Raw genomic sequence first — 26,481 nt, forward strand, 5'->3', positions numbered from 1 at the left:
CACTTGAGAATCAATCTCACAGACTCTAAGCTGCGGCTGCGTCAAGGATGACGCCCCCTCCCTTTTCGCAATAATTTGCGTCCAGACTTTACCCCGCGTCTGTGTAAACTGCCCGCCACAACTCTCATATTCAGGCAATCAGACTATGACCGTGGCCTTGACCTCCATCAAAATCAGCACCGACTTCGACAGTGGCAATATCCAGGTGCTCGACACCAGCGATGCCCATCAGTTACTGCTGGCGATCAAACCTGATACCCGCAGCCAGCACTTCCAATGGTTCCACTTCAAGGCCGAAGGCATGCACATTGGTCATACCCATACCTTTCGCCTGAGCAACGCCGGCCAGTCCTCCTACAAACATGCCTGGAGCGGTTACAACGCCGTGGCGTCCTACGACCACGTCAATTGGTTCCGGGTGCCGACACGCTTTGATGGCGAAACCTTGCACATCGAACTGCAGGCCGAGCAAAAACACGCCTGGCTCGCCTACTTCGAACCCTACAGTCGCGAGCGTCACGCCTGGTTGATCGAGCAGGCACTGAACCGCGCCGGTACGCAATTGCTGGCCACCGGCAAGAGTGTCGAAGGCCGTGATATTCCCCTGCTACGCCGTGGCAAGGGTGACGCCGGGCAGCGCAAAGTGTGGATCATTGCGCAGCAGCACCCGGGCGAGCATATGGCCGAGTGGTTTATGGAAGGCATCATCGAGCGCCTGCAGCAGGAAGGTGATGCTGAACTGAAAAAACTCCTGGCATCCGCCGACCTGTACCTGGTGCCGAACATGAACCCGGATGGCGCGTTCCACGGTCACTTGCGCACCAACGCCATGGGCCAGGACCTCAATCGCGCCTGGCAAAGCGCAAGCCAGGAACAGAGCCCGGAAGTGCTGTTCGTCCAGCAGCAAATGGAAAAATACGGCGTCGACCTGTTCCTGGATATCCACGGCGACGAAGAAATCCCCTATGTGTTCACCGCAGGGTGTGAAGGCAACCCCGGCTATACCCCGCGTATCGAGGCCCTGGAAAAACACTTTCGCAGCCACTTGAGCGAACTGACCCGCGACTTCCAGACCACCCATGGCTACACCCGCGACTTGCCGGGCCAGGCCAATATGACCTTGGCGTGCAACAGCGTGGGCGAGAAATTCGATTGCCTGTCCCTGACCCTTGAAATGCCGTTCAAGGACAATGACGATGCGCCCGACCCACGCACCGGCTGGTCCGGCAAACGCTCCCGGCAACTGGGCAAGGACGTGCTGAGCACCGTGGCGGACATGGTCAACGTACTGCGCTGACCCTGCCCCAATAAGCGTCGTTAACCCTCAGCCTCGGACTGCGCCGCCACCCGCACGCAGTCCAGCGGCCCAAGCACCCGGCCATCTGCCGCCTGCACGTGCAAAGCCTGCAGCGGCTGTCCGTGCTCACGGTCCAACAGCACCGAATGGGCCTCGCCCTCGGCGTAGAAAAACCCCTCGCCCCATTGCCGCAACCCAATGATCACGGCAAACAGCCCCCTGCCCTTTTCCGTCAACACATACTCCTGATATGCACTGCCATCCGAGGCCGGGACAATCTCGAAAATCCCGTGGCCGACCAGGCTGCGCAAGCGTGCCGAAAGAATATTCTTGGCCATGCCCAGGCTGCGCTGAAACTCGCCAAAGCGGCGGATGCCATCGAATGCATCGCGAATGATCAACAGTGCCCAGCCATCGCCAATCGCCTCCAGCGAGCGCGCCACCGGGCATTCGGCACTTTCAAAGCGAGTGAGTTTGACCATGAGTAACGCCTGCCTGATAAAAATGTAGTTGCAATATAAAACCGGAATACCTACCGTACAACTGGTTTTATTTAACAACCACAATGAGAACTCAGCATGCCCCAATCATCGTTAAGCGGCGCCGTGGTGCTGCTGTTCGCCATTGCCTGCGGCCTGTCGGTGGCAAACGTCTATTACGCCCAACCCCTGCTGGATGCCATGGCCACGACGTTCGCCATGGACCCCGCCACCGTCGGCATCGTGATCAGCCTGACCCAGGTCGGCTATGGCCTCGGTTTATTACTGCTGGTGCCGTTGGGCGATCTGCTCAACCGTCGGCACTTGATCGTCGGCCAGTTACTGCTGTCCACCGGCGCGGTATTGCTGGTCGCCCTGTCCAACAGCAGCGTGGGGTTTCTGGCTGGCCTGTTGCTGACGGGCTTGCTCGCCGTGGTGGCCCAGGTGTTGGTGGCCTACGCCGCAAACCTGGCGCGCCCCGAGCAACGGGGGCATGTGGTGGGCCTGGTGACCAGTGGTATCGTGGTTGGCTTGCTGCTGGCGCGCACGGTGTCCGGGCTCATGGCGGACCTGGCCGGCTGGCGCTCGGTGTACCTGCTGTCGGCTGGCTTGACGTTGCTGATGGCGCTGCTGCTCTGGCGTGTCTTGCCCGCTACCGAGCAGCCCCGGGCGCCAGGCGCCTATCGCCAGTTGCTCGGCTCGGTGTTCAGCCTGTTGCGCGAGGAAAAAGTGCTGCGCGACCGCGCAGTGCTGGCCTTGCTGATTTTTGCCGCGGGCACGGTGCTATGGACGCCCTTGGTATTGCCCTTGAGCGCCCCGCCGCTGTCGTTGTCCCACACCCAGATCGGCCTGTTCGGCCTTGCCGGTGCCGCCGGCGCGCTGGGAGCGGCCCATGCCGGGCGCCTGGCTGACCGAGGCTGGGCACAGTGGACCAGCGGCGCGGCCCTGGCGCTGATGCTGGTGTCTTGGCTGCCCATCGCCTTGACCCAGTCTTCGTTGTGGGCACTGTTGCTTGGGGTGATTGCCTTCGACCTCGGCCTGCAAGCCGTGCATGTCACCAGCCAAAGCCTGATCTACAGCGTGCGCCCCGAAGCCCAGAGCCGCCTGGCTGCCGGCTACATGCTGTTCTATTCGGCAGGCAGCGCCCTGGGCTCGCTCGGCGCCACCCTGATGTACGCCTGGGCCGGCTGGCTCGGCGTTTGTGCCCTGGGCGCCGCCATCAACCTACTGGCCCTGGGATACTGGTGGGCGACCCTGGGGCCTCAGTCCTTGCCGAGCATGCTTTGCAAAACGCCATCCCGGCGAATCCAGCCATGGAACAACGCCGCCGCCAAATGCAGCAACACCGTGAGGAACAGCAAATAGGCGAGATACCCATGGGCCTTGCGCAGGATTGCAAACAACTGCGCGTTGGCCGGCACCCACGCCGGTAACTGCAAAGAACTGCTCAGCATCACTGGGTCACCGGCCGCCGAAATCATCGCCCATCCCAACAACGGCAGCGCCAGCATCAAGCTATACAGCAGCAGATGCGACGCCTTGGCCGCCAACACCTGCCACGCCGGCAAATCGGCAGGCAGCGGCGGCTGGCGGGTAGCAAAGCGCACCACCAGGCGCACGATCACCAACAGCAGAATCGCAATGCCCAATGGCTTGTGCAGGTGCAACAACCATGCATGGCGCTGGGACACCGAGGCCACCATGCCAGCACCGATAAACAGCATGGCAATGACCATCAGCGCCATCAGCCAGTGCAGCAGGCGCGCCAGCGGGGCGAAAAAACGTGGTTGAGTCTTCATGGCTGGGACTCCTGAGAGGCGCTGTGCAACTGGCTGACTTCGCCGGTACGGCGCAGGTAGGAACTGGCATAGGCAGCAGAACGTGCAGCCAGCAGCGGGTCATTGGAGGCTTCGATACCACTGGGCAGGATCAGCGGGTCAAAGTTGATATCGCGGCAATCACCGTCCAACTGTGGCTGACTGCGCTCGAGTACCAGGGTGCCGGCATCCAGCACCGTGTGCGCCCCAGACCAGGCCTTGCTGGCGTCATCCACCGGGTCTGAGGGGTTGGCCAGGGTGATCTGCAACTGCCAGCGCAGGGGGCCGGCCGCCAATCGTTGCTCCAGGTCGGCCTGGAGGAAATCCGCCCCTGGCGGCGCAGCGGCTGCGCTGACGTCCTGGCTCATCGGCACCAGCCCCCAGCGCACGGCCTGGCGCTGCCCGTCGGCATTCACCAGGTAAAACGCATTGATGCCGTTGTAACGCTCGGTGGCATAGCTGGCTGATGGCCTGGCCGTCTTGACCCAGGCCAGGAACGGCGCCGTCTCCGGATGGCTGGCAAAAAACGCCGGCATACTGGCCGGGTTGGGCTTGCCGGTCGCCGGGTCGGGAGTCCCCGCCTTGAGCATCTGGTAGAACGCCTCGGGCGTGCCCACCGGGAACACTGGCATGCTGTTCATCCCGCTGCGCCATTGCTGGCCGTTGGCCTGGTTGAACTGCACGGCCAGGCTGCGGATCGGCACGCTGCTGTCCGGGGCATAGGGGTTGCCGCTGGGCAAGGCAAAACGGCCGATCACCGGGGTGCGGGCCTCGCTGAATACCTGCGCACGGGAATAGGCACGCGCCGCAGGACTGCTCTCGAAATAGCCCGCCACGCATACACCCTTGGAATGGTTGCGCCGGTAGCCGGGGTGCACGCCGTTATTGGTTTCCAGGGCATTGACCAGGGCCTGGGGGCGCAACCGCTGCGGGTCGAGTGTACCGTTGACGTAGGCAAACGCCCCGGCGGCGGCGCCGACGACCACGCCGATAGCGGCCAGGCGCAGCATCAGGCTGGCGCGCCCCAGCGGCGGGCGTAAGGGGGATGGTTGATCTGGCATGCAGTGCTCCAGGGCCAGCGGCCACAGGTGAGAGAGAAGCAGGACGAGCGTCGACACGCTCTATTCCCACCCGCACTGTTTATTTTTCAATCCCTGGAATAACCTCCAAGGCCGGACGTCTTCCTGGTCCAAGCACAGTGACCAAGATTGCCATGCACGAACTCGACGACTCATTGCGTGAACTCCTCCCCAGGCTACGGCGCTTTGCCGTATCCCTGACACGCAACCCCAGCAGCGCCGACGACCTGGTGCAGGCCACGCTTGAGCGCGCCATCGTCAGTTGGCGCAACAAGCGCGTCGACGGCGATTTGCGCGCCTGGCTGTTCTCGATCCTCTACCGGCAGTTCCTCGACGCGCACCGGCGTTCGCGGCGTTATGCGCGGATGCTGGAGTTCTTCACCGGTCGTGATGACGCGCAACCGTCAGTCGAACGTACGGTGATCGCCCAATCGACCCTGCAAGCCTTCGACCAGTTGAGCAGCGAGCAACGCGCCCTGCTGCTGTGGGTTTCGGTGGAAGGCTTGAGCTACAAGGAAGTCGCCCATATCCTCGACGTGCCCATCGGCACCGTGATGTCACGCCTGTCCCGTGCCCGCCAGGCCTTGCGCCAGCTCAGCGACGGTGACATCACCCGCCCTTCCCTGCGGATACTCAAATGATCAGCCTGCCCCCCAACGAACGCGACCTGCACGCGTACGTCGATCACCAGCTCAGCGAGCCGGATCGCCGCCAACTGCAGATCTGGCTCGCCGCCCACCCCGAGGTCGCGGCCCAGGTCCACGCCTGGCAACAGGATGCCCAGCACCTGCGCACGGCCATCGGTGCGCCGCCAGCGGCCAACCCCGAGTTGGATCCGGCGCAGATTCGCCAGCGTCTCAAGCACCAGTCGCGCCGCCAGCTGGCCACTGCCGCCATGCTGGTGCTCGCCGTCGGCCTGGGCGGCCTGGGTGGCTGGCAAGCGCGGCAGGCGACCCTGGTCGCCAGCGCACTGCCGATGACCGACGCCATGCAGGCGTACCGCCTGTTTGCCCAGAACCCAATCATGCCCGCCGATTACCAGGTGCAGGGCAATGGCGATATGCAAGCCTGGCTCGACCGTTACTTCGCCCAGGCCCATCGCCTGCCAGACCTCAGCGAGGCCGGCTTCAGCCCGGTCAGCGCACGGCTGCTCAGCACCGATCAGGGCGCGGCAGCGATGGTGCTTTACGAGAACCCGCAGGGCCGGCGCATCAGTTTTTATATTCGCCCGCCCGGCCCGCAAAACACCCTGCTGCCACGGGGCAGCCGCAGTGCCGATGGACTGCAGGCCGAATACTGGTCCAGCCCCGGCTACAACTATGCGATGGTCAGCCCGGAGGACGAGCCGACCACCCCATTGCTCAAGCAGACCACCCGGTTCTAGGACGCCAACGCCATGCCTTTTCGAGAGAGCCGCCCCCGGCGCCTGCCCCTGCTCAAACGCCTGCTGGGCAAAAAAACCGCCCACGACAGCGCGCCAGCCATTCAGCGCTTCTTCGCGGACAAGGCTCGGCAACAGGGCTACACCCTCAGCCCCAGCCAGGTGCAGGTGATCGACGCTATGGCGCGGCAGGCCGCACACCTGCTGGCCCAGCGCCCGACCCGCAGCCTGTACCTGCACGGCGCTGTCGGCCGGGGCAAAAGCTGGCTGCTGGACGGGTTTTTCCAGGCCCTGCCGTTGCCTGACAAGCAGCGGGTACATTTCCACGACTTTTTCGCCCGCCTGCACCGCGGCATGTTTGCCCACCGCCAGCAGGCCGATACCCTGGGCGCCACCCTGGATCAATTGCTCGACGGCTGCCGGGTGCTGTGTTTCGACGAGTTCCATGTGCATGACATCGGCGACGCGATGTTGATCACCCGCCTGTTCAAGGCCCTGTTCCAACGGGGCATCCTGCTGCTGGTCACCTCCAATTACCCGCCCCAGGGCTTGCTGCCCAACCCGCTGTACCATCAGCGCTTCAAGCCGGTGATTGACTTGATCAGCGCGCGCATGGACGTCATGGAAGTCAGCGCGCCTCAGGACTACCGGGGCCTGGCGCAGAACCACCAGCTGCAGCGCTTCACCCATGGCCAGTACGTGTGGCCGGGCGCCCCGGCCCAGCGCCGTGAGCTGGGGCTGCCCGCCACCGATGGCCCGCCCCTGGCGCTGGCGGTCGGCTCGCGGCAACTGCAGGTGCGCTGGCACCAGGCGCGCAGCCTGGCCTTGACCTTCAACGACCTGTGCGAACAGCCCACCGCCGTGATGGATTACCTGCTGCTGTGCGAGGATTTCGACCACTGGATCATCGACGACCTGCCGCTGCTCGGCGATTGCCCGATTGCCGTGCAACAGCGCTTTATCAACCTGATCGACGTGCTGTACGACCAGGACAAGCACCTGACCCTGCTGGGCCAACAGCCACTGGACGATGCCCTGCAAGGCCAGGCGATTGACCTGGCGCGCACCCGCAGCCGCCTGGGGCAGTTGCAACAAGTCAGCCCGCTGGCGCTCAAGTCGCTATCATGAGCGCCTTTGACCTTGTCGAGTGACCTAAGCTGTTCATGGATACCCTTGCCCAACTCAAGGCTGGCCAACTGGCTGGCATCAAGCGCCTGGACCTGTCCTGCGGCCTGACGCAGTTCCCCCGGGAAATCTTCGACCTGGCCGACTCCCTGGAAATCCTCAACCTGAGCGGCAACGCCCTGCGCAGCCTGCCCGACGACCTGCACCGGCTGCCCCACCTGCGCGTGCTGTTTTGCTCGGACAACGCCTTCACCGAACTGCCGGCGTGCCTGGGGCAATGCCAGCAATTGAGCATGGTCGGCTTCAAGGCCAACCAGATCGAGCAGGTGTCGGCTGCTGCACTGCCGCCGCAATTGCGTTGGTTGATCCTCACCGATAACCGTCTCAGCCACTTGCCGGATGAACTCGGCGAACGGCCGCTGCTGCAAAAACTCATGCTGGCCGGTAATCGCCTGGAGCAACTGCCGGCGAGCCTGGCCCAGTGCCATAACCTCGAACTGCTGCGCATCGCCGCCAACCGCCTGACGCAATTGCCGCAATGGCTGCTGACGCTGCCGCGCCTGACCTGGCTGGCCTATGCCGGCAACCCGGTGGAAAGCGCGGTTGAACTGGCAATTGACGACAACACAGCGAATATTCCCTGGGCCGAACTGGAGCTGGCCGAGGTGCTCGGCGAAGGCGCCTCGGGGGTGATTCGCAAGGCACTGCGCAAACCGTCGAACGAGCCGGTCGCGGTCAAACTCTATAAGGGCACCATCACCAGCGACGGTTCACCGCTGCATGAAATGCAGGCCTGCATTGCCGCCGGGCTGCACCCCAACCTGATCAAGGTGCAAGGCCGGGTAATCGGCCACCCCGATGACCAGGCCGCGCTGGTGATGGACCTGATCGACCCGAGCTACCGCAACCTCGCCGGCCTGCCCAGCCTGGCGTCCTGCACCCGGGACATCTACGACCCCGCCAGCCGTTTCAGCGTGGCTGTGGCGTTGCGCATGGCGCGCGGCATCGCCTCCGTGGCCGCACACCTGCACCGGCATGGCATCACCCATGGCGACCTGTATGGCCACAATATCCTGTGGAATGCCGGGGGTGATTGTTTGCTGGGGGACTTTGGCGCGGCGTCATTCCATGCCACGGCCGACACCTTGGAAACCAGGGCGTTGCAGCGCATTGAAGTGCGGGCGTTCGGGGTGTTGCTGGAGGAGTTGCTGGAGCGCATTGACGCAGGTTTGAGCGATGACCAGCGCCAAGTGCTGGAGGCGCTGCGGGAGCGCTGCTGCCAGCCGCAGGTGCTGGCGCGTCCGGCGTTCGAAGAGATCGAGGCACTGCTGTCCTCACTCTGAAACGCCCTGCAAATGTGGAAGCGGGCTTATGTGTGAGCGGGCTTGCCCGCGATAGCAGTGGGTCAGCCAGCTGATGTGCCATCTGATACACCGCAATCGCGGGCAAGCCCGCTCACACACAAGCCCGTGCCCATAATTCCAGGCCGGGTTTAGCCCGCCAGGCCGACGAACATGTCCTGCACGTCGTCATGGTTGTCCAGGCCTTCCAGGAAGGCTTCGACTTCAGCCATCTGCTCGTCGCTCAGGCCGCTGACCGGGTTTTTCGCGAGGTAGCCCAACTTCGCCGACAACACGGTAAAACCCTGCTCCGGCAACGCCTTCTGCACCGCGTCCAGGTCGGTGGTCTCGGTGATGAACAGGGTCGTGCCCTCTTCTTCACCTTCCTCAAAGTCCTGGGCACCGGCTTCGATGGCGGCCATTTCCGGGTCGGCATCGGGGGTGTCCGGCGAGGCCTCGATCAGCCCTACATGGTTGAAGTCCCAGGCCACCGAGCCCGAAGCTCCGAGTTGCCCCTTGCGGAAAGCTACGCGGATTTCCGCCACGGTGCGGTTGATGTTGTCGGTCACGCATTCAACGATCAACGGCACCTGGTGCGGGGCGAACCCTTCATAAGTCACGCGATGGTACTGCACGGTCTCGCCGAGCAGGCCCGCGCCTTTCTTGATTGCGCGCTCCAGGGTTTCCTTGGGCATCGAGGCCTTTTTGGCCTGCTCGACCACCAGACGCAGGTGGGCGTTGGTCGCGGTGTCCGCACCGTTACGGGCGGCAATGGTGATTTCCTTCACCAGCTTGCCGAAAATCTTGCCCTTGGCATTGGATGCCGCTTCTTTATGTTTAACCTTCCACTGTGCGCCCATGACTCACTCTCTTGATATCCGTGGCGCCGAGACGTCTACTGGCCGGCGCTTTGGCCGCAGAGTTTATAGGGCAAGAACCCATCGTTCCACCAAAAAACCGGCCAGCGTTGCAGGTACCTCAGGTGCGCAGGGGTTTGATTGCCACCGTGCGATCCGGCACAAAGTCGCCCACTTGCGCCAATACCGCAGGCCGGGCGTTCCAATAAGGCATCAGCACCAGCGAGGAAAACAGGGCAGCGCCGGCGAACACGATAAACACCGTCACCGTGTCGAAGTAGCCCGGCAGCAGGCCACCGAGGATCGCGCCCACCGAGCCGCAACCATTGACGAAGCCCGCCGCCGTTGCGCCGGCCTTGGCGGTACCGAAGTCAATGGCCGCCGTGCTGCTGATCATCGAGTCCGGCCCGTACAGGGTCAGACCCATGACAAACAGCAAAGCCATCACCAACATCACACTGCCGGTATGCAACGCCCCCATAAACAGCGCCAGGGACACGGTCAGCGCCAACAAACTGAGAACACAGGCCGGCATGCGCCGGGCGCCGAACAGTTTGTCGGACGCCAGGCCAATCATGATCGGCCCCAACAACCCCGCCAGCTCGAACGCCGTGGGCACAATGGCCGCGCCGACCTTGCCCACCGAGGGCATCTGCTCATAGACAATCACCGGGCCCCACAACAGGATCGCGTAACGCGCCGGTTTCAACAGGAAGTACGCCAGGCCCAGGGTCAGCACCGTGCGGTTGCGCAAGATCTCGCGCAACGGCTCAAGGATGCTGATTTTTTTCGCCGCCGCCTGCTCTTCGGCGCTCATTGCCGGCTCGGGCTCCACTTCTGGCAGGCCGACGTCCTGTGGCGTGTTGCGCTGGAAAATAAAGAACAGCACCGCCACCACCGCCACCACCGCGGCACTGGAGATAAATGCCGCGTGCCAACTGCCAATCAGGGTGTAGGCCCACCAGCCGGCAAAGGGCGAGGCTACCAGCCCGCCAAACGCGTAACACGAGCTCCATAAGCCCAGCACACGCCCGCGCTGTTGCGCCGGGAAGAAACTACCAAGGTTCTTGCACAGCCCCGACCAGCCGGTGGATTGCGCCAACCCCTGGATCAACATGCACGTGACAAAGATCGGCAAGGTGGCAAACGTGCCCATGACCAGCGCGGCAGCCGCTGAAATCACCAGCCCGCCCAACACCACCACCCGTGGCCCGAAACGGTCGGCGAGCATGCCCCAGGTGAACTGGCCGACGGCATAGGCCGCCAGGTACAGGCCATCCAGGTTGGCCATCATCATCTTGTCCAGCGGGAAACTCGGGTCGTCAACGATCCCTAACTTGGCCACGGAAAATGCTTTGCGGGTGAAATAGAAAGCGGCATATGCCAGCCAGGTGATGGCGAAAATCTGCACGCGCCAACGCTTGATGCTACCCATAGGGATATTCATGGTGGTTCTGACCTCAGGTGTGAGTGTGCCGGCAGAATCGAGAAGCAATTGCCTGTGTTTTTATTGTTTTGCACTGCAGTACTGGGTGGCAGAGCACCGGGTACTGGTCAGATGAGTCCTGCAAGGTTGCACGCAAGGGCTCATGATCGCCGAAGTTGTAGGACTCAACCTACGGCGACTGAGGGCTATCAAAGCAATGGCTGACTAATAGGTAAAATCGATTTATCGTATTTCAAATATAAGCTCAGCTTGTAAGAGGTCGCGCCATGTCGGTTTCCCACGCCCAACTCAAAGCCTTCCATGCCGTGGCTGTCCATGGCAGTTTCACGTTGGCGGCCGAACGGTTGTTCCTCACCCAGCCGGCCATTTCCGACCAAGTGCGCAAGCTTGAAGAGCGTTTTGGCGTGCTGCTGTTCCATCGCAACAAACGCTCGGTGCGCCTGACCGACCTCGGCGAGCGCCTGCTGAGTATCACCCAGCGCCTGTTTGTCATCGCCGCCGAAGCCCAGGAGCTGCTGCAAGACTCCAAGGCCCTGCAAACCGGCAGCCTGACCCTGGCGGTGGACGCCCCGGTGCATGTGCTGCCGCAAATCGCCCGGTTTTGCGAACGTTATCCGGGAATCACCGTGAAAATCGAGACCGGCAACACCGATGATGCGCTGTACCGCCTGTATAACTATCAGGCCGACCTGGCGTTGGTGGGGCGTGACGTCGACGATGAGCGCCTGCTTTCGATCCCCTTGCGTGATGACCCGATGCTGGCGTTCGTCGCCCGCAACCACCCGTGGGCCGGGCGCGAGTCCATCGAGCTGGCGGATCTGGACGACACCCCCCTGGTCCTGCGGGAAACCGGCTCGGTGACCCGTCAGACCCTGGAGCGCGAGATGCACCAGGCCGGGCTGCGCATCCGCCCGGCGATCCAGGTGGAGGGCCGCGAAGCCGCGCGTGAGGCCGTGGTGGTGGGGATTGGCGTGGGCGTGGTGTCGGCGTCGGAGTTCGGCGCCGATTCACGGGTGTATGCCATGCCCATCCGCGACTGCACCCAGCGCATGAAGGAAACACTGGTGTGCCTCAAGGAACAGAGTTCGCGGCGGGTAGTGGCGACCTTTCTGGAGATTGTCCGCGAAAGCCTGCGCGAAGATCAGCCTGAAGCCAACTCGAAGAACGCCTGAATCAAGCGCAATTCCCGGCGCCGCTCCATGCAGCCGAGCATATGTTGGTTCAGCAGCCCGTCGCCACGGATAGGAATCGCATGCACCCGCGGATCGCGGCTGACTTCCACCGACGACACCACGCCCACCCCCAACTCGGCCGCCACCGCTTCCGTCACCGCTTCGCGGCTGTCCAGTTCCAGCAACACCCTGGGCTGCACGCTGGCCTTGGCACAGGCGTCGTCGAAGGTGCGGCGGGTAATGGAACTGGGCTCGCGCAGTACCATGATCACCTGGTCCAACTGCTCCAGACGGATACCCGCCGGGTCCGCCAGCCACGGATGGCCAGCCGGTACCAAGGCGCAGATACGGGATTCGCTCAAGGGTTGCAGGTGCACGCCCTTGCGCGGCTCGACTTCGGTCAACACGGCCACATCCGCATGCTCGGACAGCAGCGCCGCCAGGGTTTCCTGGGCATTGCCCAGGCGCAGGTTGACGGTAATCCCCGGGTAACGGGCACGCAGCTTGGCCAGCATCGGCATGACCATATGCGGGCCATCCGCCGCCACTTCCAGGCGCCCGGTGAGCAATTGGCGGTTGGCTTCGAGCAGGGTCTGCGCTTCATCCACCAGGCCGAAGATACTGCGGGTAATGGCCGCCAGCTTGATGCCCTCCTCCGTCAACTCGACGCGCCGCGCGGTACGCCGCAGCAGGGTGATCTGGTAGTGCTCTTCCAGCGCCTTGATATGCCCGGTCACGGCTGGCTGGCTGATAAACAGGCGTGCGGCGGCACGGGTAAAACTGCCGTCCCGGGCCACGGCGTCAAATGCACGGAGTTGGAAAAGATTCATAGCTATCGGCCTCACTGATGGCTGGCATAACAACAAACAATTTGATTGATGACAAGCCAAACTGCAATTTATGTCCCGTAGCTTCATCCCACTGCTTTGCGAGGACATGAGAATGAGTACTGCCGCGCCGATCCTGCTCACACCTGGGCCCCTGACCACCTCCGCCCGCACCCGCCAGGCGATGATGGTTGACTGGGGTTCGTGGGATGACCGCTTCAACCAACTGACCGCCAGCCTCTGCGAGCAACTGCTGGCGATCATCAACGGTGGCGACAGCCATCACTGCGTGCCCTTGCAGGGCAGCGGCACGTTCGCCGTCGAAGCGGCCATCGGCACCCTGGTACCCCGCGATGGCAAGGTACTGGTGCTGATCAACGGCGCGTACGGCAAGCGCCTGGCGAAGATCTGCGAAGTGCTGGGCCGCCCGTTCAGCACCTTCGAAACCGCCGAAGACCAGCCCACCACCGCCGCCGATGTCGACCGGCTGTTGCAGGCTGACAGCAGCATCACCCATATCGCGCTGATCCACTGCGAAACCAGCACCGGCATCCTCAACCCGCTGCCGGAGATCGCCCAGGTCATCCAGCGCCACGGCAAGCACCTGATCATCGACGCCATGAGCTCCTTTGGCGCGCTGCCCATCGACGCCGCCCAGGTGCCGTTCGATGCACTGATCGCCGCCTCCGGCAAATGCCTGGAAGGCGTGCCAGGCATGGGTTTTGTGTTTGCGAAAAAAGAGGCCCTGGCCGCGGCCCAGGGCAACAGCCACTCCCTGGCCATGGATTTGTTCGACCAGCACGCCTACATGGCCAAGACCGGGCAATGGCGCTTTACCCCGCCGACCCACGTGGTGGCCGCCCTGCATGAAGCGCTGCTGCAATACAACGAAGAAGGCGGCTTGCCGGCGCGCCATCAGCGCTATGCCGCCAACTGCCAGACGCTGCTGGATGGCATGGCCGACCTGGGCCTGCGCAGCTTCCTGCCGAGCGCGATCCAGGCGCCGATCATCGTCACCTTCCATGCGCCGAACGATCCGCGCTACCAGTTCAAAGACTTCTACGAGCGGGTCAAGGCCAAGGGTTTCATTCTGTATCCGGGCAAATTGACCCAAGTGGAGACCTTCCGCGTCGGCTGCATCGGCCATGTCAACCAGGCCGAGATGCAAGCGGCGGTGGCGGCGATTGCCCAGGCGCTGCAAGAGATGGAAGTACTCGAAATCTGATTCCCTCGACGATGGGGCCTTCACGGCCGCCATCGCCGGCAAGCCGACTCCTACCCCTTACTGACAGGATTTAAACCATGAACTATCAGAACCCCAACACCCTGCAGGCCGCCATTCTTGACTGGGCCGGCACCGTGGTCGACTTCGGCTCCTTCGCGCCTACGCAGATTTTTGTCGAAGCGTTTGCCGAGTTCGACGTGCAGGTCTCCATCGAAGAAGCCCGTGGCCCGATGGGCATGGGCAAGTGGGACCACATCCGCACCCTGTGCGATCAGCCGCAAGTCGCCGAGCGCTACCGCAAGGCCTTCGGCCGCACGCCGACCGACGATGACGTGACCGCCATCTACGAGCGCTTCATGCCGTTGCAGATCGAGAAGATCGCCGAACACTCGGCGCTGATTCCCGGCGCCCTGGAGACCATTGCCGCGCTGCGTGCGCAAGGGATCAAGATCGGCTCCTGCTCCGGCTACCCCAAGCAAGTGATGGACAAAGTGGTCGAGTTGGCCGCCACCAACGGCTACATCGCCGACCACGTCGTGGCCACCGACGAAGTACCCAATGGCCGCCCATGGCCGGCCCAGGCCCTGGCCAACGTGATCGCCCTGGGCATCGATGACGTGGCGGCCTGCGTGAAGATCGACGACACCGTGCCGGGCATCCTCGAAGGCCGCCGCGCCGGGATGTGGACCGTGGCGCTGACCTGCTCAGGCAACGCCCTGGGCCTGACCTACGAGCAGTTCCGCGCCCTGGACCCGGCGACCCTGGCCAGTGAACGCCAGCGCATCGAAACGCTGTTTGCCGGCTCGCGCCCGCACTACCTGATCGACACCATCACCGACCTGCCCGGCGTGATCGCCGACATCAATCAGCGCCTGGCCCGAGGTGAAATGCCGCAAAGCGCCTGATCGACGTCAATACATCGCCCCTCACTCGGGCAAACCTTGCATAACAGGTTTAGGCTAAAGGGACTTCGTCGCCAAAGAACGGAGGTTTGCCCCTGATGAGTGAGGAAATACGCGATGCCGTGGAAAAACAGCGAGTCCCGTTACAGTACGATGTCCATCGCCTTGCACTGGCTGATGCTAGTGCTGCTGGTGCTGGTCTACACCACCATTGAGTTTCGCGGGATTTTCCCCAAGGGTAGCGGCGGCCGCACCCTGATCAAGGAAATGCACTTCATGTTCGGCCTGACCGTATTCGTACTGGTCTGGCTGCGCCTGTTTGCCCGCAGCCTTGGCGTGGCGCCGAAGATTTTACCCGCGCCGCCGCAATGGCAAGCCCTGCTGGCGACGCTGATGCATGTGGCGCTGTATGTGTTCATGATCGGCATGCCGATCTTTGGCTGGCTGATCGTCAGTGCCGAAGGGCATTCGGTGTGGTTCTACGGGATCGAGTTGCCACCGCTGATTGGTGAGAACAAGGACCTGGCCAAGCAGATCGAAGGCTGGCATGTGTTGGGCGGCACCCTCGGTTACTGGCTGATCGGCCTGCATGCCGCGGCGGGTCTGTACCACCACTACTTCATGCGGGATAACACCGTGTTGCGCATGTTGCCCAAGCGTTAACCCACAAAACCCCGGCGGCCTTGCAGGCCACCGGTGTGCACAAAAATCAGGCGAGTGCCGGGGGCAAAGCGCCCGGCCTCGATCTGTTGTTTGAGCGCCAGCAGCGCCTTGCCGGTGTAAAGCGGTTCCAACGGCAGGCCGCTGGCCCGCTCGGTGGCCTGGATAAACTCAAGCAATAACGGATCGACCTTTGCAAAGCCGCCACGGCTGGCATCCAGCAACTCATACCCGCCCTGCACGATAGCCTGCACGTTCTGCGCAACGCCGTGGTCATCCGGCACCGCCAGGGCCCCGTACACAAGATGGGCACCCGCCTCCGCCAGCACCAGGCCCGCCAGGGTGGTACCGGTACCGGCTGCCAGCCACCAGGCGTGGTAATCGGCCCAGCCCAGGGTGTGCAACTGCCTGCGCACCTGCTCGACCAACACGCCACAGCCCAACGCCCCTGTCATTGCGCCGCCGCCCTCGGGCACGGGATGCAAATCCGGGTATCGCTCGCGCCAAGGCAACCAGAAGTCCGGCCCATGGCGCGCGCGGTAACCGCCATAGCCCAGCCAGTGCAGTTGCATGCCGAAAGCTTGCAGGTCGAGGACGGTTGGGGTGTCTTGTGGGTGCCCACGCAGCAGGCCGACGGTGGCAAAACCGAAGCGTTTGCCGGCCGCCGCCAGGGCATGCAGATGATTGGAGTAGGCGCCACCCAGACTGATGATACCGCTGGCCCCCGCCTGTTGCGCCTCGGCCAGGTGCCCGGTGAGTTTGAACCACTTGTTGCCGCTGATCAGCGGGTCGATGCGGTCCAGGCGCAACACCGCCACCTCTACCCCGTTCAGCCACTCCAGTTGCAAAGGTTCAAGGGGCGCATGGGGAAGCCAGTCGAAAGGACCCATCAGTGCATGTCTGCATGAAAAAAGGGGCGGTAGTCTAACACCGCCCCTCGTGTCGCCTTACAGCTCGGCGGCGAGGCGCGAGCCCTGGTTGATGGCGCGCTTGGCGTCCAACTCGGCAGCCACGTCGGCCCCCCCGATCAGGTGCACGTTCTGGCCAGCGGCGACCAGGCCGTCCTGCAACTCGCGCAACGGGTCTTGGCCGGCGCAGATGACGATATTGTCCACCGCCAGCACCTGGGGCTCGCCCTCGGCGCCGATCCGGATATGCAGGCCGGCGTCGTCGATCTTCAGGTACTCGACGCTATTGAGCATCTGCACTTTTTTGTTCTTCAGGCCGGTACGGTGGATCCAGCCGGTGGTCTTGCCCAGGCCGTCGCCAACCTTGGAAGCCTTGCGCTGCAGCAAGTACACCTCACGCGCCGGGGCATGGGGCTGGGCCTTGATCCCGGCCACGCCACCGCGCGCCTGCAGGAGGGTGTCGATGCCCCACTCCTTCCAGAACGCTTCACGGTCCAGGCTGGTGGACACGCCCTGGTGCACAAGGAACTCCGACACGTCGAAGCCGATACCACCGGCGCCGATCACCGCAACGCGCTTGCCCACCGGTTTACGCTGCAGAAGCACGTCCAGGTAGCTGAGCACCTTGGGGTTTTCCACGCCAGGAATCGCCGGGGTACGCGGCGCGATACCGGTGGCCAGAATGATCTCGTCATAACCGCCGGCCACCAGTTGCGCTACATCGACCCGGGTGTTGAGGCACAGTTCGACATGGGTGGTCTGCAGTTTGCGCTTGAAGTAACGCAGGGTTTCAAAAAATTCTTCCTTGCCCGGCACGCGCTTGGCCACGTTGAACTGGCCACCGATCTCGCTGGCCGAATCGAACAGGGTCACCTGATGGCCGCGCTCCGCCGCCACGGTGGCAGCAGCCAGGCCGGCTGGGCCGGCACCGACCACGGCGATTTTCTTGATCTGCTGGACCGGCAGGTAATTGAGCTCGGTCTCGTAGCAGGCGCGCGGGTTGACCAGGCAGGTGGTCAATTTGCCACCGAAGGTGTGGTCCAGGCAGGCCTGGTTGCAGCCGATGCAGGTATTGATCTCGTCGGCCCGGCCAGCGGCGGCCTTGTTGACGAACTCCGGGTCGGCGAGGAACGGCCGCGCCATGGACACCATGTCGGCATCGCCCTCGGCGAGGATCTGCTCGGCCACTTCCGGGGTGTTGATACGGTTGGTGGTGATCAACGGGATCTGCACCGCGCCACGCAGCTTGGCCGTGACTTTACTGAACGCGCCGCGCGGCACCTTGGTGGCGATGGTCGGGATGCGTGCTTCATGCCAGCCGATACCGGTATTGATAATCGTCGCGCCCGCCTGCTCGATGGCTTTGGCCAACTGCACGATTTCTTCCCAGGTGCTGCCGCCTTCCACCAGGTCGAGCATCGACAGGCGGAAGATGATGATGAAATTCGGCCCGACGGCTTCGCGCACCCGGCGCACGATTTCCACCGGCAAACGCATACGGTTTTCGTAGGCGCCACCCCAGCGATCGGTGCGATGGTTGGTGTGGGCGGCGAGGAATTGGTTAATGAAATAACCTTCGGAACCCATGATTTCGACGCCGTCGTACTCAGCGACCTGGGCCAGCAGAGAGCAGGTGACAAAGTCGCTGATCTGCTTCTCGATGCCTTCCTCGTCCAGCTCCTTGGGCTTGAACGGGTTGATCGGCGCCTGGATCGCACTCGGCGCAACCTGCTTGGGGCTGTAGGCATAACGCCCGGCGTGAAGGATCTGCATGCAGATCTTGCCGCCCGCCTCGTGCACGGCCTGGGTGACGATCTTGTGCTTGAGCGCTTCGGCTTCAGTGGTCAGCTTGGCTGCCCCGGAATACACCCCGCCTTCATCGTTCGGGCCAATACCGCCGGTGACCATCAGGCCGACGCCGCCACGGGCACGCTCGGCGAAATACGCGGCCATGCGCTCGAAGCCGCCGGGCTTTTCTTCAAGGCCGGTGTGCATCGACCCCATCAGGGTACGGTTGCGCAAGGTGGTAAAACCCAGGTCCAACGGGGCCAGCAGGTGCGGGTAGGCAGCAGCGGTCATGGTACAGCTCCACAACGGATCATCACGGGACGTGGCAGGCTCGAATGGCCGGCCATCGGTTTATGTCCCACAGACTAAGAGCCCCGCCCTTAGCGCTCAATGACTGAAACTGACAACTTATTGATCCAAATGTGCAGCGCCCCTTGGCAAGCGGGACGACGGGCCCTACCCTAGGGGCGAACCCTGCACACGGCCTGTTGTCTGTTCCCCCATGCGTAAATTACTTGCTTTGACCCTGACCATGGCCCTGGTCGCCGCCGTTTCCGCCTATCTGGTCTGGACCCAGGAGCGCCCCGTGGGGCATTACCTGTCGGACCTGCGGATCAACCTGGCGGTGAACGAGGGCACTCCCGCCGATCACGGCAACCTGCTGGGCATCCAGCCGGAGCTGTTCCCCGCCGACTACCAGAGCCTGGAACGCCTGCACCTGAAGCTCTCGGCCTACCTGCGCAATGCCCGGGACATGGGCCTGATCAACGACAAAACCATCGTGGTCCTGCCGGAGCACGTCGGCACCTGGTTGATGGTCAGTGGCGAAAAAAACCAGCTGTATCAGGCCACCAGCCTGAAAGAGGCGATGAACTGGCTGTCGGCAAGCAATCCGTTGCTGTTCCTGCGCGCACTGATCAGTGCCCAGGGCGATAACCGCCTGGACGATGCCTACCTGCGCATGAAGGCGCCGGCCATGGCCCGTGATTACCAGGTGCTGTTTGGCGGCCTGGCCAAAGAGTTCGGAGTGACCCTGGTGGCCGGCTCCATCGCCCTGCCCAACCCGAGCGTCAGCCAGGGCCAATTGCAGGTCGGTCATGGCGCGCTGTACAACACCAGCCTGGTGTTCGACCGCGATGGCTTGCCGTTGGGCCAACCCCAGCGCCAGCTCTACCCGATCTTCAATGAGCGCGGCTTTATCGCCCCGGGCGACGAAAACGCGATCAGCGTGATCGACACTCCGGCCGGGCGCCTGGGCATCCTGATCGGCAGCGACAGCTGGTACCCCGACAACTACCGCAAGCTCAACGAACAAGGTGCGCAATTGGTGGCCGTGCCGGCACTGGTGATTGGCCGCGACACCTGGGACAAGCCATGGCGCGGCTTCAAGAGCGTGTCCACGCCCCCGGAAGTCAGCCTCAAGCCCGAAGAGCTCAGTGAAGGCGAAGCCTGGCATCGTCTGAGCCTGATCAGCCAGCCTCCCATCAGCCTCGCGGGTGCGGGCATGAGCGTATTCATGCGCGGGCAATTCTGGGACCAGGGAACCAGCGGCCAGAGCTTTCTCAGTGCCCAGGGCCAAGTCTTCGCCGACAGCAACGCGCGTGGTGCGCGCCTGCTGAACGTGTGGCTGTAAGCCCATGAAACCGGCACCGATGCGCCTCGGGGACTTATCGGTGGGCATCGTGCATACCCTGGCCGACGCCATCCTCAGCCATGGCCTGAACCCGCAGCCGCTGCTGTTGCAGTACGGCCTCGACCCGGCGCGCTTGAGTGAGCCCGGTGCGCGCCTGTCGATCCCACGCTATATGCGCCTGGGCCATGCAGCCATCCAACTGACCGGCGACCCCAGCCTGGGCCTGCGCATGGGCCAGTTGAGCCGCATGAATCAACTTGGCCTGGCCGGCGTCACCGCCGCCCAGGCGCCCAACGTGCGCGAAGCCGCGCGCACCCTGACGCGCTTCGAGGCCCTGTACGGCGCCAACTACCGTGGCCAGTCGAGCTTTCATGAAGACGCCCAGGGTGCCTGGCTGCGTTTCTATTCCATCAGCCCCTACAACGCCTATAACCGCTTCGTGGTGGACTCGATTCTGGCCGGTTGGCTGCAGCAGATGGCGACCTTGTGCCAGCAGCCTGTATTGGCCGAGCGGATCGAAATCGAATTCGCCGCGCCGGACTACAGCGCGAGCTACACCGTGCTGGGAGATTGCCCGATCCAGTTCGGCGCCGAACTCAATCAACTGCGCCTGAGCCAGCACAGCCTTGGCCTGCGCAACCCGCAGCACTGCCCCAGTACCTGGCACTTGCTGCTGCAACTGTGTGAACGGGAATTGGAACAACTGACCCGCACCCGCAGCCTGCGCGAGCGCATCACACGTTTACTGGGGCCGATGCTCAATGGCGGCCGGGAACCCGACCTGGAAGAAGTGGCGGCACGCCTGAAACTGCCGACCTGGACCTTGCGCCGCAAACTGGCCGAGGAAGGCACGCAGTTTCGCGCCATTCTCAACGACACCCGTCGCGACCTGGCCATGACCTACATTCGCGATACCGAACTGGCGTTCGGGGAAATTGCCTACTTGCTCGGTTTCGCCTCAGCGGAAGCCTTTCAACGGGCCTTCAAGCGCTGGAACAGCCAGACCCCAGGGGAATTTCGCCGCAGTCAGCGGCATTCCGCCTGACGCCTGCCTACAGCTCGGTGGCGTCGTCGGCCGGGTGCGAAGGGTCCAGTTCAAAGGCCTGGTATTCCAGCAGCTCTTCTTGATAATCGTCCATCGTCGACTCCTTGTTTAATCAAAGCAGGTGACTCAAGTGACCTGCATCACCAGCGTAAAGTGCCGTCATGACGAAAAAAAGACAGGGGCATGACGTTCCTGCGCTTGAAGATTAAACGCAGCAGCCAGGCGCGGATTTAACCGAGCGATTTAAATGCAACTGCAATCATTGCAATTGCAATTATATGTCAACTTCCAGTAGGGTGATGCGCTCCATTGCCATGGGACGTGACTCATGACTGCCAGCACTGCGCAATCCGCACGAATCTGCATCGACACCCTCAACGATCAACAACCACCCCGCAGCTCGCCCCTGTATACAGTGATGGCCATGGCCAACACCCTGGAGTTTCACCCGGCGACACGCCGGCAAGCCTGGGTCATTCGCGGCCAATCCCACTCCAGGCGCATTACCGCCTGGCCCACCTGGTTTGCGCGTAATACCGGGGAAAAACCACTGCTGTACCTGCATAACGCCACTTCATCGGCGCAGTTGCGTGCCCTCTGCCAGGGCACCGATCAACGCGGGATTCTGTGCAACGACATCCACACCCGCCCCGCCTCCGGGCGCCACGGCGCGCACCCTTCACTTGCGCTATGGCTGGCCAGCAACCCGCAGTGCACCCCATACGATCCAGCCTCCGGCGACGAAACCCGAGCGATTGTGCTGGCGGGTTTGCACGCGCTGTATGTCGACGGCAGGCCCGGATTTTACTACCTGGCCCTGCATGACCAGGACGACGGACCTGGACTGGCGCCACAGCACCGACAGGATGCAATCAAGGGGATGTATCGGATCGGGCGCGAGCCACCCGGCGAATTGCACGTGCGCTTGCTGGGGGCTGGCCGCGCACTTGAAGAAGTCCTGCATGCAGCGAGGCTGCTGGAGACCGACTGGAACGTATCGGCGCAGTTATGGAGCTGCCCCAGCTACACCCGGCTGGCGCGGGAAGCACGCGCCGCCGAGCGCTGGAACCGCCTACACCCTCTGGCCGAAAAGCGTAGCTGCCACTTGCGCGATTGCCTGGCGGCCCACCACAGCCCGGTGATCGCTGTCACCGGCTATCCGCAATCCATCGTCGACCCGTTGGCGGCCCATGTGGATGCACGGTTTGTCGCGCTGGGGGCCGGCTCAGTCCAACCGACGGCACCTGACCGCTACTGGATTGCCGTGCTGGCCCTGAAGGCGCTGGCAGACGAGGGACGGATCGAGGTGCGACAAGTGGAGCGCGCGCTGCAACAGTACGCCCTCAAATGAGCAAGAGCATGCCCTTGCCTATGGTGTTTCAGGCCTGCGCCGTCCGCGGGTCTGCACACTGGCCTGCATCGCCAGCCCGGCCGTGCGCTCCAGCGCATCGGCAAAGCCCTGGCGTTGCTCGGCGTCGAGTTGCGAGAGGAACAGTTCATCCACAGTACTTTCGTAGATGCCCCACATCTTTTTACGCAACACCCGGCCCTCATCGGTGATCGAGGCAAACGCGGCGCGCCCGTCACCTTCGCAGCGCGAGCGCACCACCAGGCCGTCCTTTTCCAGGCGGTCCACCAATCGCGTCAGGTTGTAGCGCTCGATCGCCAGCACATCGGCCAATTCATGCATGCGCCGAGTGCCATCAGGACCGCTTTCCAGGCCCCACAGGGCATCGTACCAGGCGTATGGCGGCAGGTCGGCCAAGGCCAGGCGCCGTTCGATTTCACGGATGACTGTCCTGTGGGCCCTGACAAAACGGAACCAGACATCAGGCTCTTTCGACGACATGCAACACCATCCGGGGAATTCGAGAAGGTTGCAATGGTAGCGCATCCCGCGCTAAATTCAGGCATGTAGTTGCAATTGCAATTACTTTTGCAGCGTGCCGAATCACCTTCCCACAAGGAAACCGCACGCTGGTATCCGCACACCTGGAGCCTCACATGAACGCGAACAACGCAGTAAGACTCGACGACGATCCACAGGAAACCCGCGAATGGCTGGAGTCCATCGAATCGGTGCTGTCCACCGAAGGTCGCCCCCGCGCCCATTACCTGATCGATCAGTTGCTGGATTTCGACGTAGCGCGACATGGCGACTTCCATGGGCGGGTCACCACCCCCTACGTCAACACCATCGCGGTGGACCGGCAACTGCCCTACCCCGGCAACCTGGCAATCGAACGCCGGCTCAATGCGTTTATCCGCTGGAACGCCATGGCCATGGTCTTGCGCGCCGGTAAACACTCGGGCGTGGGCGGGCATATCGCCACCTATGCGTCGGCCGCGGTACTCTACGACGTAGGCTTTGACCATTTCTTCCGTGGTCGAACCGAGACCTTTGCCGGCGACCTGGTGTATATCCAGGGGCACTCCTCGCCAGGCATCTACGGGCGCGCCTACCTCGAAGGGCGCATCGACGAAGCACAACTCGATAACTTCCGCCGCGAGGCCGGCGGCCAGGGTCTGTCGTCCTATCCCCACCCCCGCCTCATGCCGGACTTCTGGCAGTTTCCTACCGTGTCCATGGGCCTGGGGCCGATCACTGCGGCCTACCAGGCGCGATTCATGCGCTATCTGGACCTGCGCGCCCTCAAGCCTGAGGCGGGGCGCAAAGTTTGGGCGTTCCTGGGGGATGGCGAGATGGACCAGCCGGAATCCCTGGCGGCGATCTCCCTGGCGGGGCGCGAGAAACTCGATAACCTGATCTTCGTGGTCAACTGCAACCTGCAACGCCTCGACGGCCCGGTACGGGGCAACGCCAAAGTCATCCAGGAATTCGAAAGCCTGTATCGCGCTGCCGGCTGGAACGTGATCAAAGTCATCTGGGGTAGTGGCTGGGATGCCCTGCTGGCCAAGGACCGCAGCGGCCTGCTGCGCCAACGCATGATGGAATGTGTGGATGGCGACTATCAGAACTACAAGTCGCAAAACGGCGCCTACGTGCGCGAACACTTCTTCGGCAAATACCCGGAGTTGCTGGCACTGGTGGAGGATCTTTCCGACGACGATATCTGGAAGCTCTCACGGGGCGGCCATGACCCCGACAAGGTCTACAACGCTTATGCCGCCGCAGTCCGCCATACCGGGCAACCTACGGTGATCCTGGCGAAAACCGTCAAGGGTTTTGGCATGGGCGAGGCAGGCGAAGGCCAGAACATCAATCACCAGCTCAAGAAAATGGGCGCCGAGGCCGTCAAGGCGTTCCGCGACCGGTTCGGCCTGGAGGTGGCTGACGACCAACTGGCTGAAATCCCCTATCTCAAGCCCGCTGCCGACAGCGAAGAAGGCCGCTACTTTGCCGCGCGGCGCCAGGCCCTGGGCGGTTATATTCCTGCCCGGCACAGTTCGGTACCGGCCCTGCAAGTGCCGCCGCTCGAAGCGTTTGCCACCCAACTCAAAGACACTGGCGAGCGTGCCATTTCCACTACCATGGCCTTCGTGCGCATCCTCGGCACCCTGCTGAAAGACCCGCACATCGGCAAGTTGATCGTGCCGATTGTGCCGGACGAATCGCGCACCTTTGGCATGGAAAGCCTGTTCCGCCAGATCGGTATTCATTCTGCCGTGGGCCAGCTCTATACCCCGCAGGACGCCGGGCAACTGAGCTACTACAAAGAGAGCAAAGACGGGCAGATCCTACAGGAGGGCCTGAATGAGTCCGGCGCGTTTTCTTCGTGGATCGCTGCCAGCACGTCCTACGCCAACCACGGCCTGATGACGCTGCCCTTCTACATTTTCTACTCGATGTTCGGTTTCCAGCGTGTCGGCGACCTGGCCTGGGCCGCAGGCGATGCGCGGGCCCGTGGCTTCCTGCTGGGGGCCACCGCCGGGCGCACCACACTGATGGGCGAAGGCTTACAGCACGATGATGGGCATAGCCATGTGCTGGCCTCGGTGGTTCCTTGCTGCGTGTCCTACGACCCAACCTTTGCCTACGAGCTTGCGGTAATCATCCGCGAGGGCATGCGGCGCATGTACGTCGAACAGGAGGACATTTACTACTACATCACCCTGCTCAATGAAAACTACCCGCACCCGGCCATGCCCGAAGGTGTCGAGGATGGCATTCTCAAGGGCATGTATCGACTGAAGGCGGGCCAGCAAGCCCAGGTGCAACTGATGGGCAGTGGCTCGATCCTGCGCGAAGTGATCGCCGCCGCAGATTTGCTGCGCGAGGACTTTGCCGTGGACAGTGACGTCTGGAGTGTTACCAGCCTCACCGAACTGCGCCGCGAGGGCCTTGGGGTGGAGCGCTGGAACCTCTTGCACCCCGAGGACGAGCCACGCACCAGCTACGTGGAGCAATGCCTGGCGGACCACCCGGGGCCGGTGGTGATTGCCACCGACTACATGAAGATCTTCGCCGATCAGATTCGCCCATTCGTCACAGGCAGGCGCTTTGTCGCGCTGGGCACTGACGGTTTTGGCCAGTCCGATACCCGTGAAGCGCTGCGCGAGTTCTTCGAGGTGGACCGCCATTTCATCGTCTTGGCGACATTGAAGGCCCTGGCTGATGACGGCCTGATCAGCCGCACCAAAGTCGGCGAGGCAATCAGCCGCTACGGGATCGACGTCGATAAAGCCGACCCGGCCGGCGTCTAGTTACTGCCCGTTGGCCGGCAGCGGCGGGATGGTCTCTGTCGGTGGCGGCAGCACAGGCGCAGTCGGCGCTGGCACTTCTGCCGGTACTGCCTCTGGCGCAATCGGCGTGGCTTCCACCGGTGGTGCAAGCGGCTCCGAGACGGGCGGTGCGACAGGCATGGTCGGCGCTTCCTGAGGCGCTTGCACCTTGTCCACCACCGGCGCGGGCTTGGGCTCCGGCACGCCGAGATCGGCCTTGGGCGCTTCGGGAATGTGTTCGGCGGCCTTCACTTCCTGAGGCAGGAACACGTCCACCAAGGCAAAGTAGCGGTCATAGAATTTGGGTGAGGTGACGGTCTCGCTGGCCACCTTGACCATCGAGTCGTCGGTGGAGCCAATCGGCATCGACACCGAACCGAGCACGCCCACCCCCAGGCTGGCGGAGTTGTTGACCTTCTTCAGCGCGTAGCGATCCTGCAGGGCGTTGGCAAACATCGTCGCATGATGCTCGCCGCCGCCATCTTCGGCACACACCACGTTGAAGCTGATCTGCAGATGGGTCTCGCCGGTCTGCTGGAAACTTTTGTTACCACTCACCAGCTTCGGGTCGCTGCTGGTGATGATGTAGCCCTGGCTGAGCAACGCCCGGCGTGCCGCTTCGCAGGCCGCGACATCGCTGACCGGGTAATTGCGCGAAAACGTACCGGAATCGTCGAAATTCTCATGTTCGTAGATAGCGGTCTTGGGCGACGAGCAGCCCGTGGCGCCTGCCAGCACCAGCGCGAGCGCAAGGCCACGCAAGTGAAATGAAGTCGACATTGATCATCCTGAGGAAAACGGTCAGGGCGGTATTGT

General features: G+C 62.9%; 24 protein-coding genes. 14 read left to right on the forward strand and 10 right to left on the reverse strand.

Translation table 11 applies throughout. From position 1 onward, the window contains the following. The first annotated feature begins 145 nt into the window (after positions 1 to 145). Positions 146 to 1,297 (forward strand): M14-type cytosolic carboxypeptidase, encoded by a 1,152-nt coding sequence (locus PSH73_RS15290; RefSeq protein WP_120733500.1) that lies wholly within the window; start codon positions 146 to 148, stop codon positions 1,295 to 1,297. Between the two features lie 20 nt (positions 1,298 to 1,317). Here the strand turns inward: PSH73_RS15290 and PSH73_RS15295 are convergent, their stop codons facing one another. Continuing rightward, on the reverse strand, positions 1,318 to 1,779 hold the full coding sequence (locus PSH73_RS15295; RefSeq protein WP_057960045.1) for a helix-turn-helix domain-containing protein: 462 nt from the start codon (positions 1,777 to 1,779) through the stop codon (positions 1,318 to 1,320). A 96-nt stretch (positions 1,780 to 1,875) separates the two neighbouring features. On the opposite strand from PSH73_RS15295, the gene PSH73_RS15300 reads away from it, so the two are divergent. After that, a complete protein-coding gene (locus PSH73_RS15300; protein WP_252117795.1) occupies positions 1,876 to 3,141 on the forward strand; it encodes an MFS transporter in 1,266 nt (421 codons plus the stop codon). On the opposite strand, the gene PSH73_RS15305 is transcribed toward PSH73_RS15300, so the two are convergent. Next, positions 3,039 to 3,575 carry a cytochrome b gene (locus PSH73_RS15305; protein WP_198799375.1) on the reverse strand — a complete coding sequence of 179 codons (537 nt, stop codon included), beginning with the start codon at positions 3,573 to 3,575 and terminating at the stop codon, positions 3,039 to 3,041. The two genes, PSH73_RS15300 and PSH73_RS15305, sit on opposite strands and share 103 nt — an antisense overlap. Next, positions 3,572 to 4,654 (reverse strand): catalase family peroxidase, encoded by a 1,083-nt coding sequence (locus PSH73_RS15310; RefSeq protein ID WP_198799376.1) that lies wholly within the window; start codon positions 4,652 to 4,654, stop codon positions 3,572 to 3,574. Before PSH73_RS15310 ends, PSH73_RS15305 begins: the two co-directional genes overlap by 4 nt. A 152-nt stretch (positions 4,655 to 4,806) precedes the next feature. Here PSH73_RS15310 and PSH73_RS15315 point away from each other — a divergent pair, with 152 nt between their 5' ends. Genes PSH73_RS15315 through PSH73_RS15330 form a run of 4 tightly spaced genes read left to right on the forward strand, consistent with a single transcriptional unit; the run spans position 4,807 to position 8,521 of the window. After that, on the forward strand, positions 4,807 to 5,313 hold the full coding sequence (locus PSH73_RS15315) for a sigma-70 family RNA polymerase sigma factor (RefSeq protein ID WP_057441590.1): 507 nt from the start codon (positions 4,807 to 4,809) through the stop codon (positions 5,311 to 5,313). Beyond that, a complete protein-coding gene (locus tag PSH73_RS15320) occupies positions 5,310 to 6,056 on the forward strand; it encodes an anti-sigma factor (RefSeq protein ID WP_057960049.1) in 747 nt (248 codons plus the stop codon). The genes PSH73_RS15315 and PSH73_RS15320 overlap by 4 nt, the downstream gene beginning before the upstream one ends. Positions 6,057 to 6,068: 12 nt before the next feature. Beyond that, positions 6,069 to 7,181 carry a cell division protein ZapE gene (gene zapE, locus PSH73_RS15325; protein WP_057960050.1) on the forward strand — a complete coding sequence of 371 codons (1,113 nt, stop codon included), beginning with the start codon at positions 6,069 to 6,071 and terminating at the stop codon, positions 7,179 to 7,181. A gap of 35 nt (positions 7,182 to 7,216) precedes the next feature. Beyond that, on the forward strand, positions 7,217 to 8,521 hold the full coding sequence (locus tag PSH73_RS15330) for a protein kinase (protein WP_169990348.1): 1,305 nt from the start codon (positions 7,217 to 7,219) through the stop codon (positions 8,519 to 8,521). A gap of 149 nt (positions 8,522 to 8,670) precedes the next feature. On the opposite strand, the gene PSH73_RS15335 is transcribed toward PSH73_RS15330, so the two are convergent. Together PSH73_RS15335 and PSH73_RS15340 are read right to left on the reverse strand one after the other, a co-directional pair. After that, positions 8,671 to 9,378, reverse strand: coding sequence for a YebC/PmpR family DNA-binding transcriptional regulator (locus PSH73_RS15335; RefSeq protein ID WP_057441529.1), 708 nt, complete (start codon positions 9,376 to 9,378; stop codon positions 8,671 to 8,673). 118 nt (positions 9,379 to 9,496) lie between these two features. Beyond that, complete coding sequence (locus PSH73_RS15340; protein WP_057441526.1) at positions 9,497 to 10,822, reverse strand: MFS transporter; 1,326 nt, start codon at positions 10,820 to 10,822, stop codon at positions 9,497 to 9,499. A 266-nt stretch (positions 10,823 to 11,088) separates the two neighbouring features. Between PSH73_RS15340 and PSH73_RS15345 the strand changes: the two genes are divergently transcribed. Then, positions 11,089 to 11,994, forward strand: a complete 906-nt coding sequence (locus tag PSH73_RS15345) for a LysR substrate-binding domain-containing protein (protein WP_057441524.1) — start codon at positions 11,089 to 11,091, stop codon at positions 11,992 to 11,994. Here PSH73_RS15345 and PSH73_RS15350 read toward each other — a convergent pair. Then, positions 11,964 to 12,824, reverse strand: a complete 861-nt coding sequence (locus PSH73_RS15350; protein ID WP_057960052.1) for a LysR substrate-binding domain-containing protein — start codon at positions 12,822 to 12,824, stop codon at positions 11,964 to 11,966. The two genes, PSH73_RS15345 and PSH73_RS15350, sit on opposite strands and share 31 nt — an antisense overlap. Before the next feature lie 112 nt (positions 12,825 to 12,936). On the opposite strand from PSH73_RS15350, the gene PSH73_RS15355 reads away from it, so the two are divergent. The 3 genes from PSH73_RS15355 to PSH73_RS15365 all read left to right on the forward strand — a co-directional run bounded on the left by PSH73_RS15355 (position 12,937) and on the right by PSH73_RS15365 (position 15,611). Further along, positions 12,937 to 14,046 (forward strand): 2-aminoethylphosphonate--pyruvate transaminase, encoded by a 1,110-nt coding sequence (locus PSH73_RS15355; RefSeq protein WP_057444272.1) that lies wholly within the window; start codon positions 12,937 to 12,939, stop codon positions 14,044 to 14,046. 77 nt (positions 14,047 to 14,123) lie between these two features. Continuing rightward, positions 14,124 to 14,951 carry a phosphonoacetaldehyde hydrolase gene (phnX, locus tag PSH73_RS15360; protein ID WP_057441522.1) on the forward strand — a complete coding sequence of 276 codons (828 nt, stop codon included), beginning with the start codon at positions 14,124 to 14,126 and terminating at the stop codon, positions 14,949 to 14,951. Between the two features lie 114 nt (positions 14,952 to 15,065). Beyond that, positions 15,066 to 15,611, forward strand: coding sequence for a cytochrome b (locus PSH73_RS15365; RefSeq protein ID WP_057960053.1), 546 nt, complete (start codon positions 15,066 to 15,068; stop codon positions 15,609 to 15,611). Here the strand turns inward: PSH73_RS15365 and PSH73_RS15370 are convergent. Both PSH73_RS15370 and PSH73_RS15375 read right to left on the reverse strand, forming a co-directional pair. Then, positions 15,608 to 16,498, reverse strand: a complete 891-nt coding sequence (locus PSH73_RS15370; protein WP_057960054.1) for a 1-aminocyclopropane-1-carboxylate deaminase/D-cysteine desulfhydrase — start codon at positions 16,496 to 16,498, stop codon at positions 15,608 to 15,610. The two genes, PSH73_RS15365 and PSH73_RS15370, sit on opposite strands and share 4 nt — an antisense overlap. Positions 16,499 to 16,555: 57 nt before the next feature. Continuing rightward, complete coding sequence (locus tag PSH73_RS15375) at positions 16,556 to 18,595, reverse strand: NADPH-dependent 2,4-dienoyl-CoA reductase (RefSeq protein WP_115128504.1); 2,040 nt, start codon at positions 18,593 to 18,595, stop codon at positions 16,556 to 16,558. Positions 18,596 to 18,806: 211 nt separating this feature from the next. Here PSH73_RS15375 and PSH73_RS15380 point away from each other — a divergent pair, with 211 nt between their 5' ends. From PSH73_RS15380 to PSH73_RS15390, 3 genes are all read left to right on the forward strand, one after another. Next, positions 18,807 to 19,937 (forward strand): carbon-nitrogen hydrolase family protein, encoded by a 1,131-nt coding sequence (locus PSH73_RS15380; protein ID WP_057960056.1) that lies wholly within the window; start codon positions 18,807 to 18,809, stop codon positions 19,935 to 19,937. 4 nt (positions 19,938 to 19,941) lie between these two features. Beyond that, positions 19,942 to 20,982 carry an AraC family transcriptional regulator gene (locus tag PSH73_RS15385; protein WP_216312471.1) on the forward strand — a complete coding sequence of 347 codons (1,041 nt, stop codon included), beginning with the start codon at positions 19,942 to 19,944 and terminating at the stop codon, positions 20,980 to 20,982. Positions 20,983 to 21,310: 328 nt separating this feature from the next. Then, positions 21,311 to 22,333, forward strand: coding sequence for a hypothetical protein (locus PSH73_RS15390; protein ID WP_057960057.1), 1,023 nt, complete (start codon positions 21,311 to 21,313; stop codon positions 22,331 to 22,333). An 18-nt stretch (positions 22,334 to 22,351) separates the two neighbouring features. Here the strand turns inward: PSH73_RS15390 and PSH73_RS15395 are convergent, their stop codons facing one another. Then, entirely contained in the window at positions 22,352 to 22,831 is a 480-nt protein-coding gene (locus PSH73_RS15395; RefSeq protein ID WP_057441509.1) for a MarR family winged helix-turn-helix transcriptional regulator, read from the reverse strand. A gap of 155 nt (positions 22,832 to 22,986) precedes the next feature. Here PSH73_RS15395 and aceE point away from each other — a divergent pair, with 155 nt between their 5' ends. Continuing rightward, a complete protein-coding gene (gene aceE, locus PSH73_RS15400; RefSeq protein ID WP_128593478.1) occupies positions 22,987 to 25,647 on the forward strand; it encodes a pyruvate dehydrogenase (acetyl-transferring), homodimeric type in 2,661 nt (886 codons plus the stop codon). Here the strand turns inward: aceE and PSH73_RS15405 are convergent, their stop codons facing one another. Further along, on the reverse strand, positions 25,648 to 26,445 hold the full coding sequence (locus tag PSH73_RS15405; RefSeq protein ID WP_186625810.1) for a DUF2242 domain-containing protein: 798 nt from the start codon (positions 26,443 to 26,445) through the stop codon (positions 25,648 to 25,650). Positions 26,446 to 26,481 lie beyond the last annotated feature (36 nt).

Origin of the sequence: Pseudomonas sp. FP2294 (assembly GCF_030687625.1) — a bacterium.
Taxonomy (GTDB): Bacteria; Pseudomonadota; Gammaproteobacteria; order Pseudomonadales; family Pseudomonadaceae; genus Aquipseudomonas; species Aquipseudomonas shahriarae.

Bases quoted from the DNA above. Each gene is read 5' to 3' on its own strand.
- PSH73_RS15290 (WP_120733500.1), top strand. From the start codon at position 146: ATGACCGTGGCCTTGACCTCCATCAAAATCAGCACCGACTTCGACAGT.
- PSH73_RS15295 (WP_057960045.1), bottom strand. From the start codon at position 1,779: ATGGTCAAACTCACTCGCTTTGAAAGTGCCGAATGCCCGGTGGCGCGC.
- PSH73_RS15300 (WP_252117795.1), top strand. From the start codon at position 1,876: ATGCCCCAATCATCGTTAAGCGGCGCCGTGGTGCTGCTGTTCGCCATT.
- PSH73_RS15305 (WP_198799375.1), bottom strand. From the start codon at position 3,575: ATGAAGACTCAACCACGTTTTTTCGCCCCGCTGGCGCGCCTGCTGCAC.
- PSH73_RS15310 (WP_198799376.1), bottom strand. From the start codon at position 4,654: ATGCCAGATCAACCATCCCCCTTACGCCCGCCGCTGGGGCGCGCCAGC.
- PSH73_RS15315 (WP_057441590.1), top strand. From the start codon at position 4,807: ATGCACGAACTCGACGACTCATTGCGTGAACTCCTCCCCAGGCTACGG.
- PSH73_RS15320 (WP_057960049.1), top strand. From the start codon at position 5,310: ATGATCAGCCTGCCCCCCAACGAACGCGACCTGCACGCGTACGTCGAT.
- zapE (WP_057960050.1), top strand. From the start codon at position 6,069: ATGCCTTTTCGAGAGAGCCGCCCCCGGCGCCTGCCCCTGCTCAAACGC.
- PSH73_RS15330 (WP_169990348.1), top strand. From the start codon at position 7,217: ATGGATACCCTTGCCCAACTCAAGGCTGGCCAACTGGCTGGCATCAAG.
- PSH73_RS15335 (WP_057441529.1), bottom strand. From the start codon at position 9,378: ATGGGCGCACAGTGGAAGGTTAAACATAAAGAAGCGGCATCCAATGCC.
- PSH73_RS15340 (WP_057441526.1), bottom strand. From the start codon at position 10,822: ATGAATATCCCTATGGGTAGCATCAAGCGTTGGCGCGTGCAGATTTTC.
- PSH73_RS15345 (WP_057441524.1), top strand. From the start codon at position 11,089: ATGTCGGTTTCCCACGCCCAACTCAAAGCCTTCCATGCCGTGGCTGTC.
- PSH73_RS15350 (WP_057960052.1), bottom strand. From the start codon at position 12,824: ATGAATCTTTTCCAACTCCGTGCATTTGACGCCGTGGCCCGGGACGGC.
- PSH73_RS15355 (WP_057444272.1), top strand. From the start codon at position 12,937: ATGAGTACTGCCGCGCCGATCCTGCTCACACCTGGGCCCCTGACCACC.
- phnX (WP_057441522.1), top strand. From the start codon at position 14,124: ATGAACTATCAGAACCCCAACACCCTGCAGGCCGCCATTCTTGACTGG.
- PSH73_RS15365 (WP_057960053.1), top strand. From the start codon at position 15,066: ATGCCGTGGAAAAACAGCGAGTCCCGTTACAGTACGATGTCCATCGCC.
- PSH73_RS15370 (WP_057960054.1), bottom strand. From the start codon at position 16,498: ATGGGTCCTTTCGACTGGCTTCCCCATGCGCCCCTTGAACCTTTGCAA.
- PSH73_RS15375 (WP_115128504.1), bottom strand. From the start codon at position 18,595: ATGACCGCTGCTGCCTACCCGCACCTGCTGGCCCCGTTGGACCTGGGT.
- PSH73_RS15380 (WP_057960056.1), top strand. From the start codon at position 18,807: ATGCGTAAATTACTTGCTTTGACCCTGACCATGGCCCTGGTCGCCGCC.
- PSH73_RS15385 (WP_216312471.1), top strand. From the start codon at position 19,942: ATGAAACCGGCACCGATGCGCCTCGGGGACTTATCGGTGGGCATCGTG.
- PSH73_RS15390 (WP_057960057.1), top strand. From the start codon at position 21,311: ATGACTGCCAGCACTGCGCAATCCGCACGAATCTGCATCGACACCCTC.
- PSH73_RS15395 (WP_057441509.1), bottom strand. From the start codon at position 22,831: ATGTCGTCGAAAGAGCCTGATGTCTGGTTCCGTTTTGTCAGGGCCCAC.
- aceE (WP_128593478.1), top strand. From the start codon at position 22,987: ATGAACGCGAACAACGCAGTAAGACTCGACGACGATCCACAGGAAACC.
- PSH73_RS15405 (WP_186625810.1), bottom strand. From the start codon at position 26,445: ATGTCGACTTCATTTCACTTGCGTGGCCTTGCGCTCGCGCTGGTGCTG.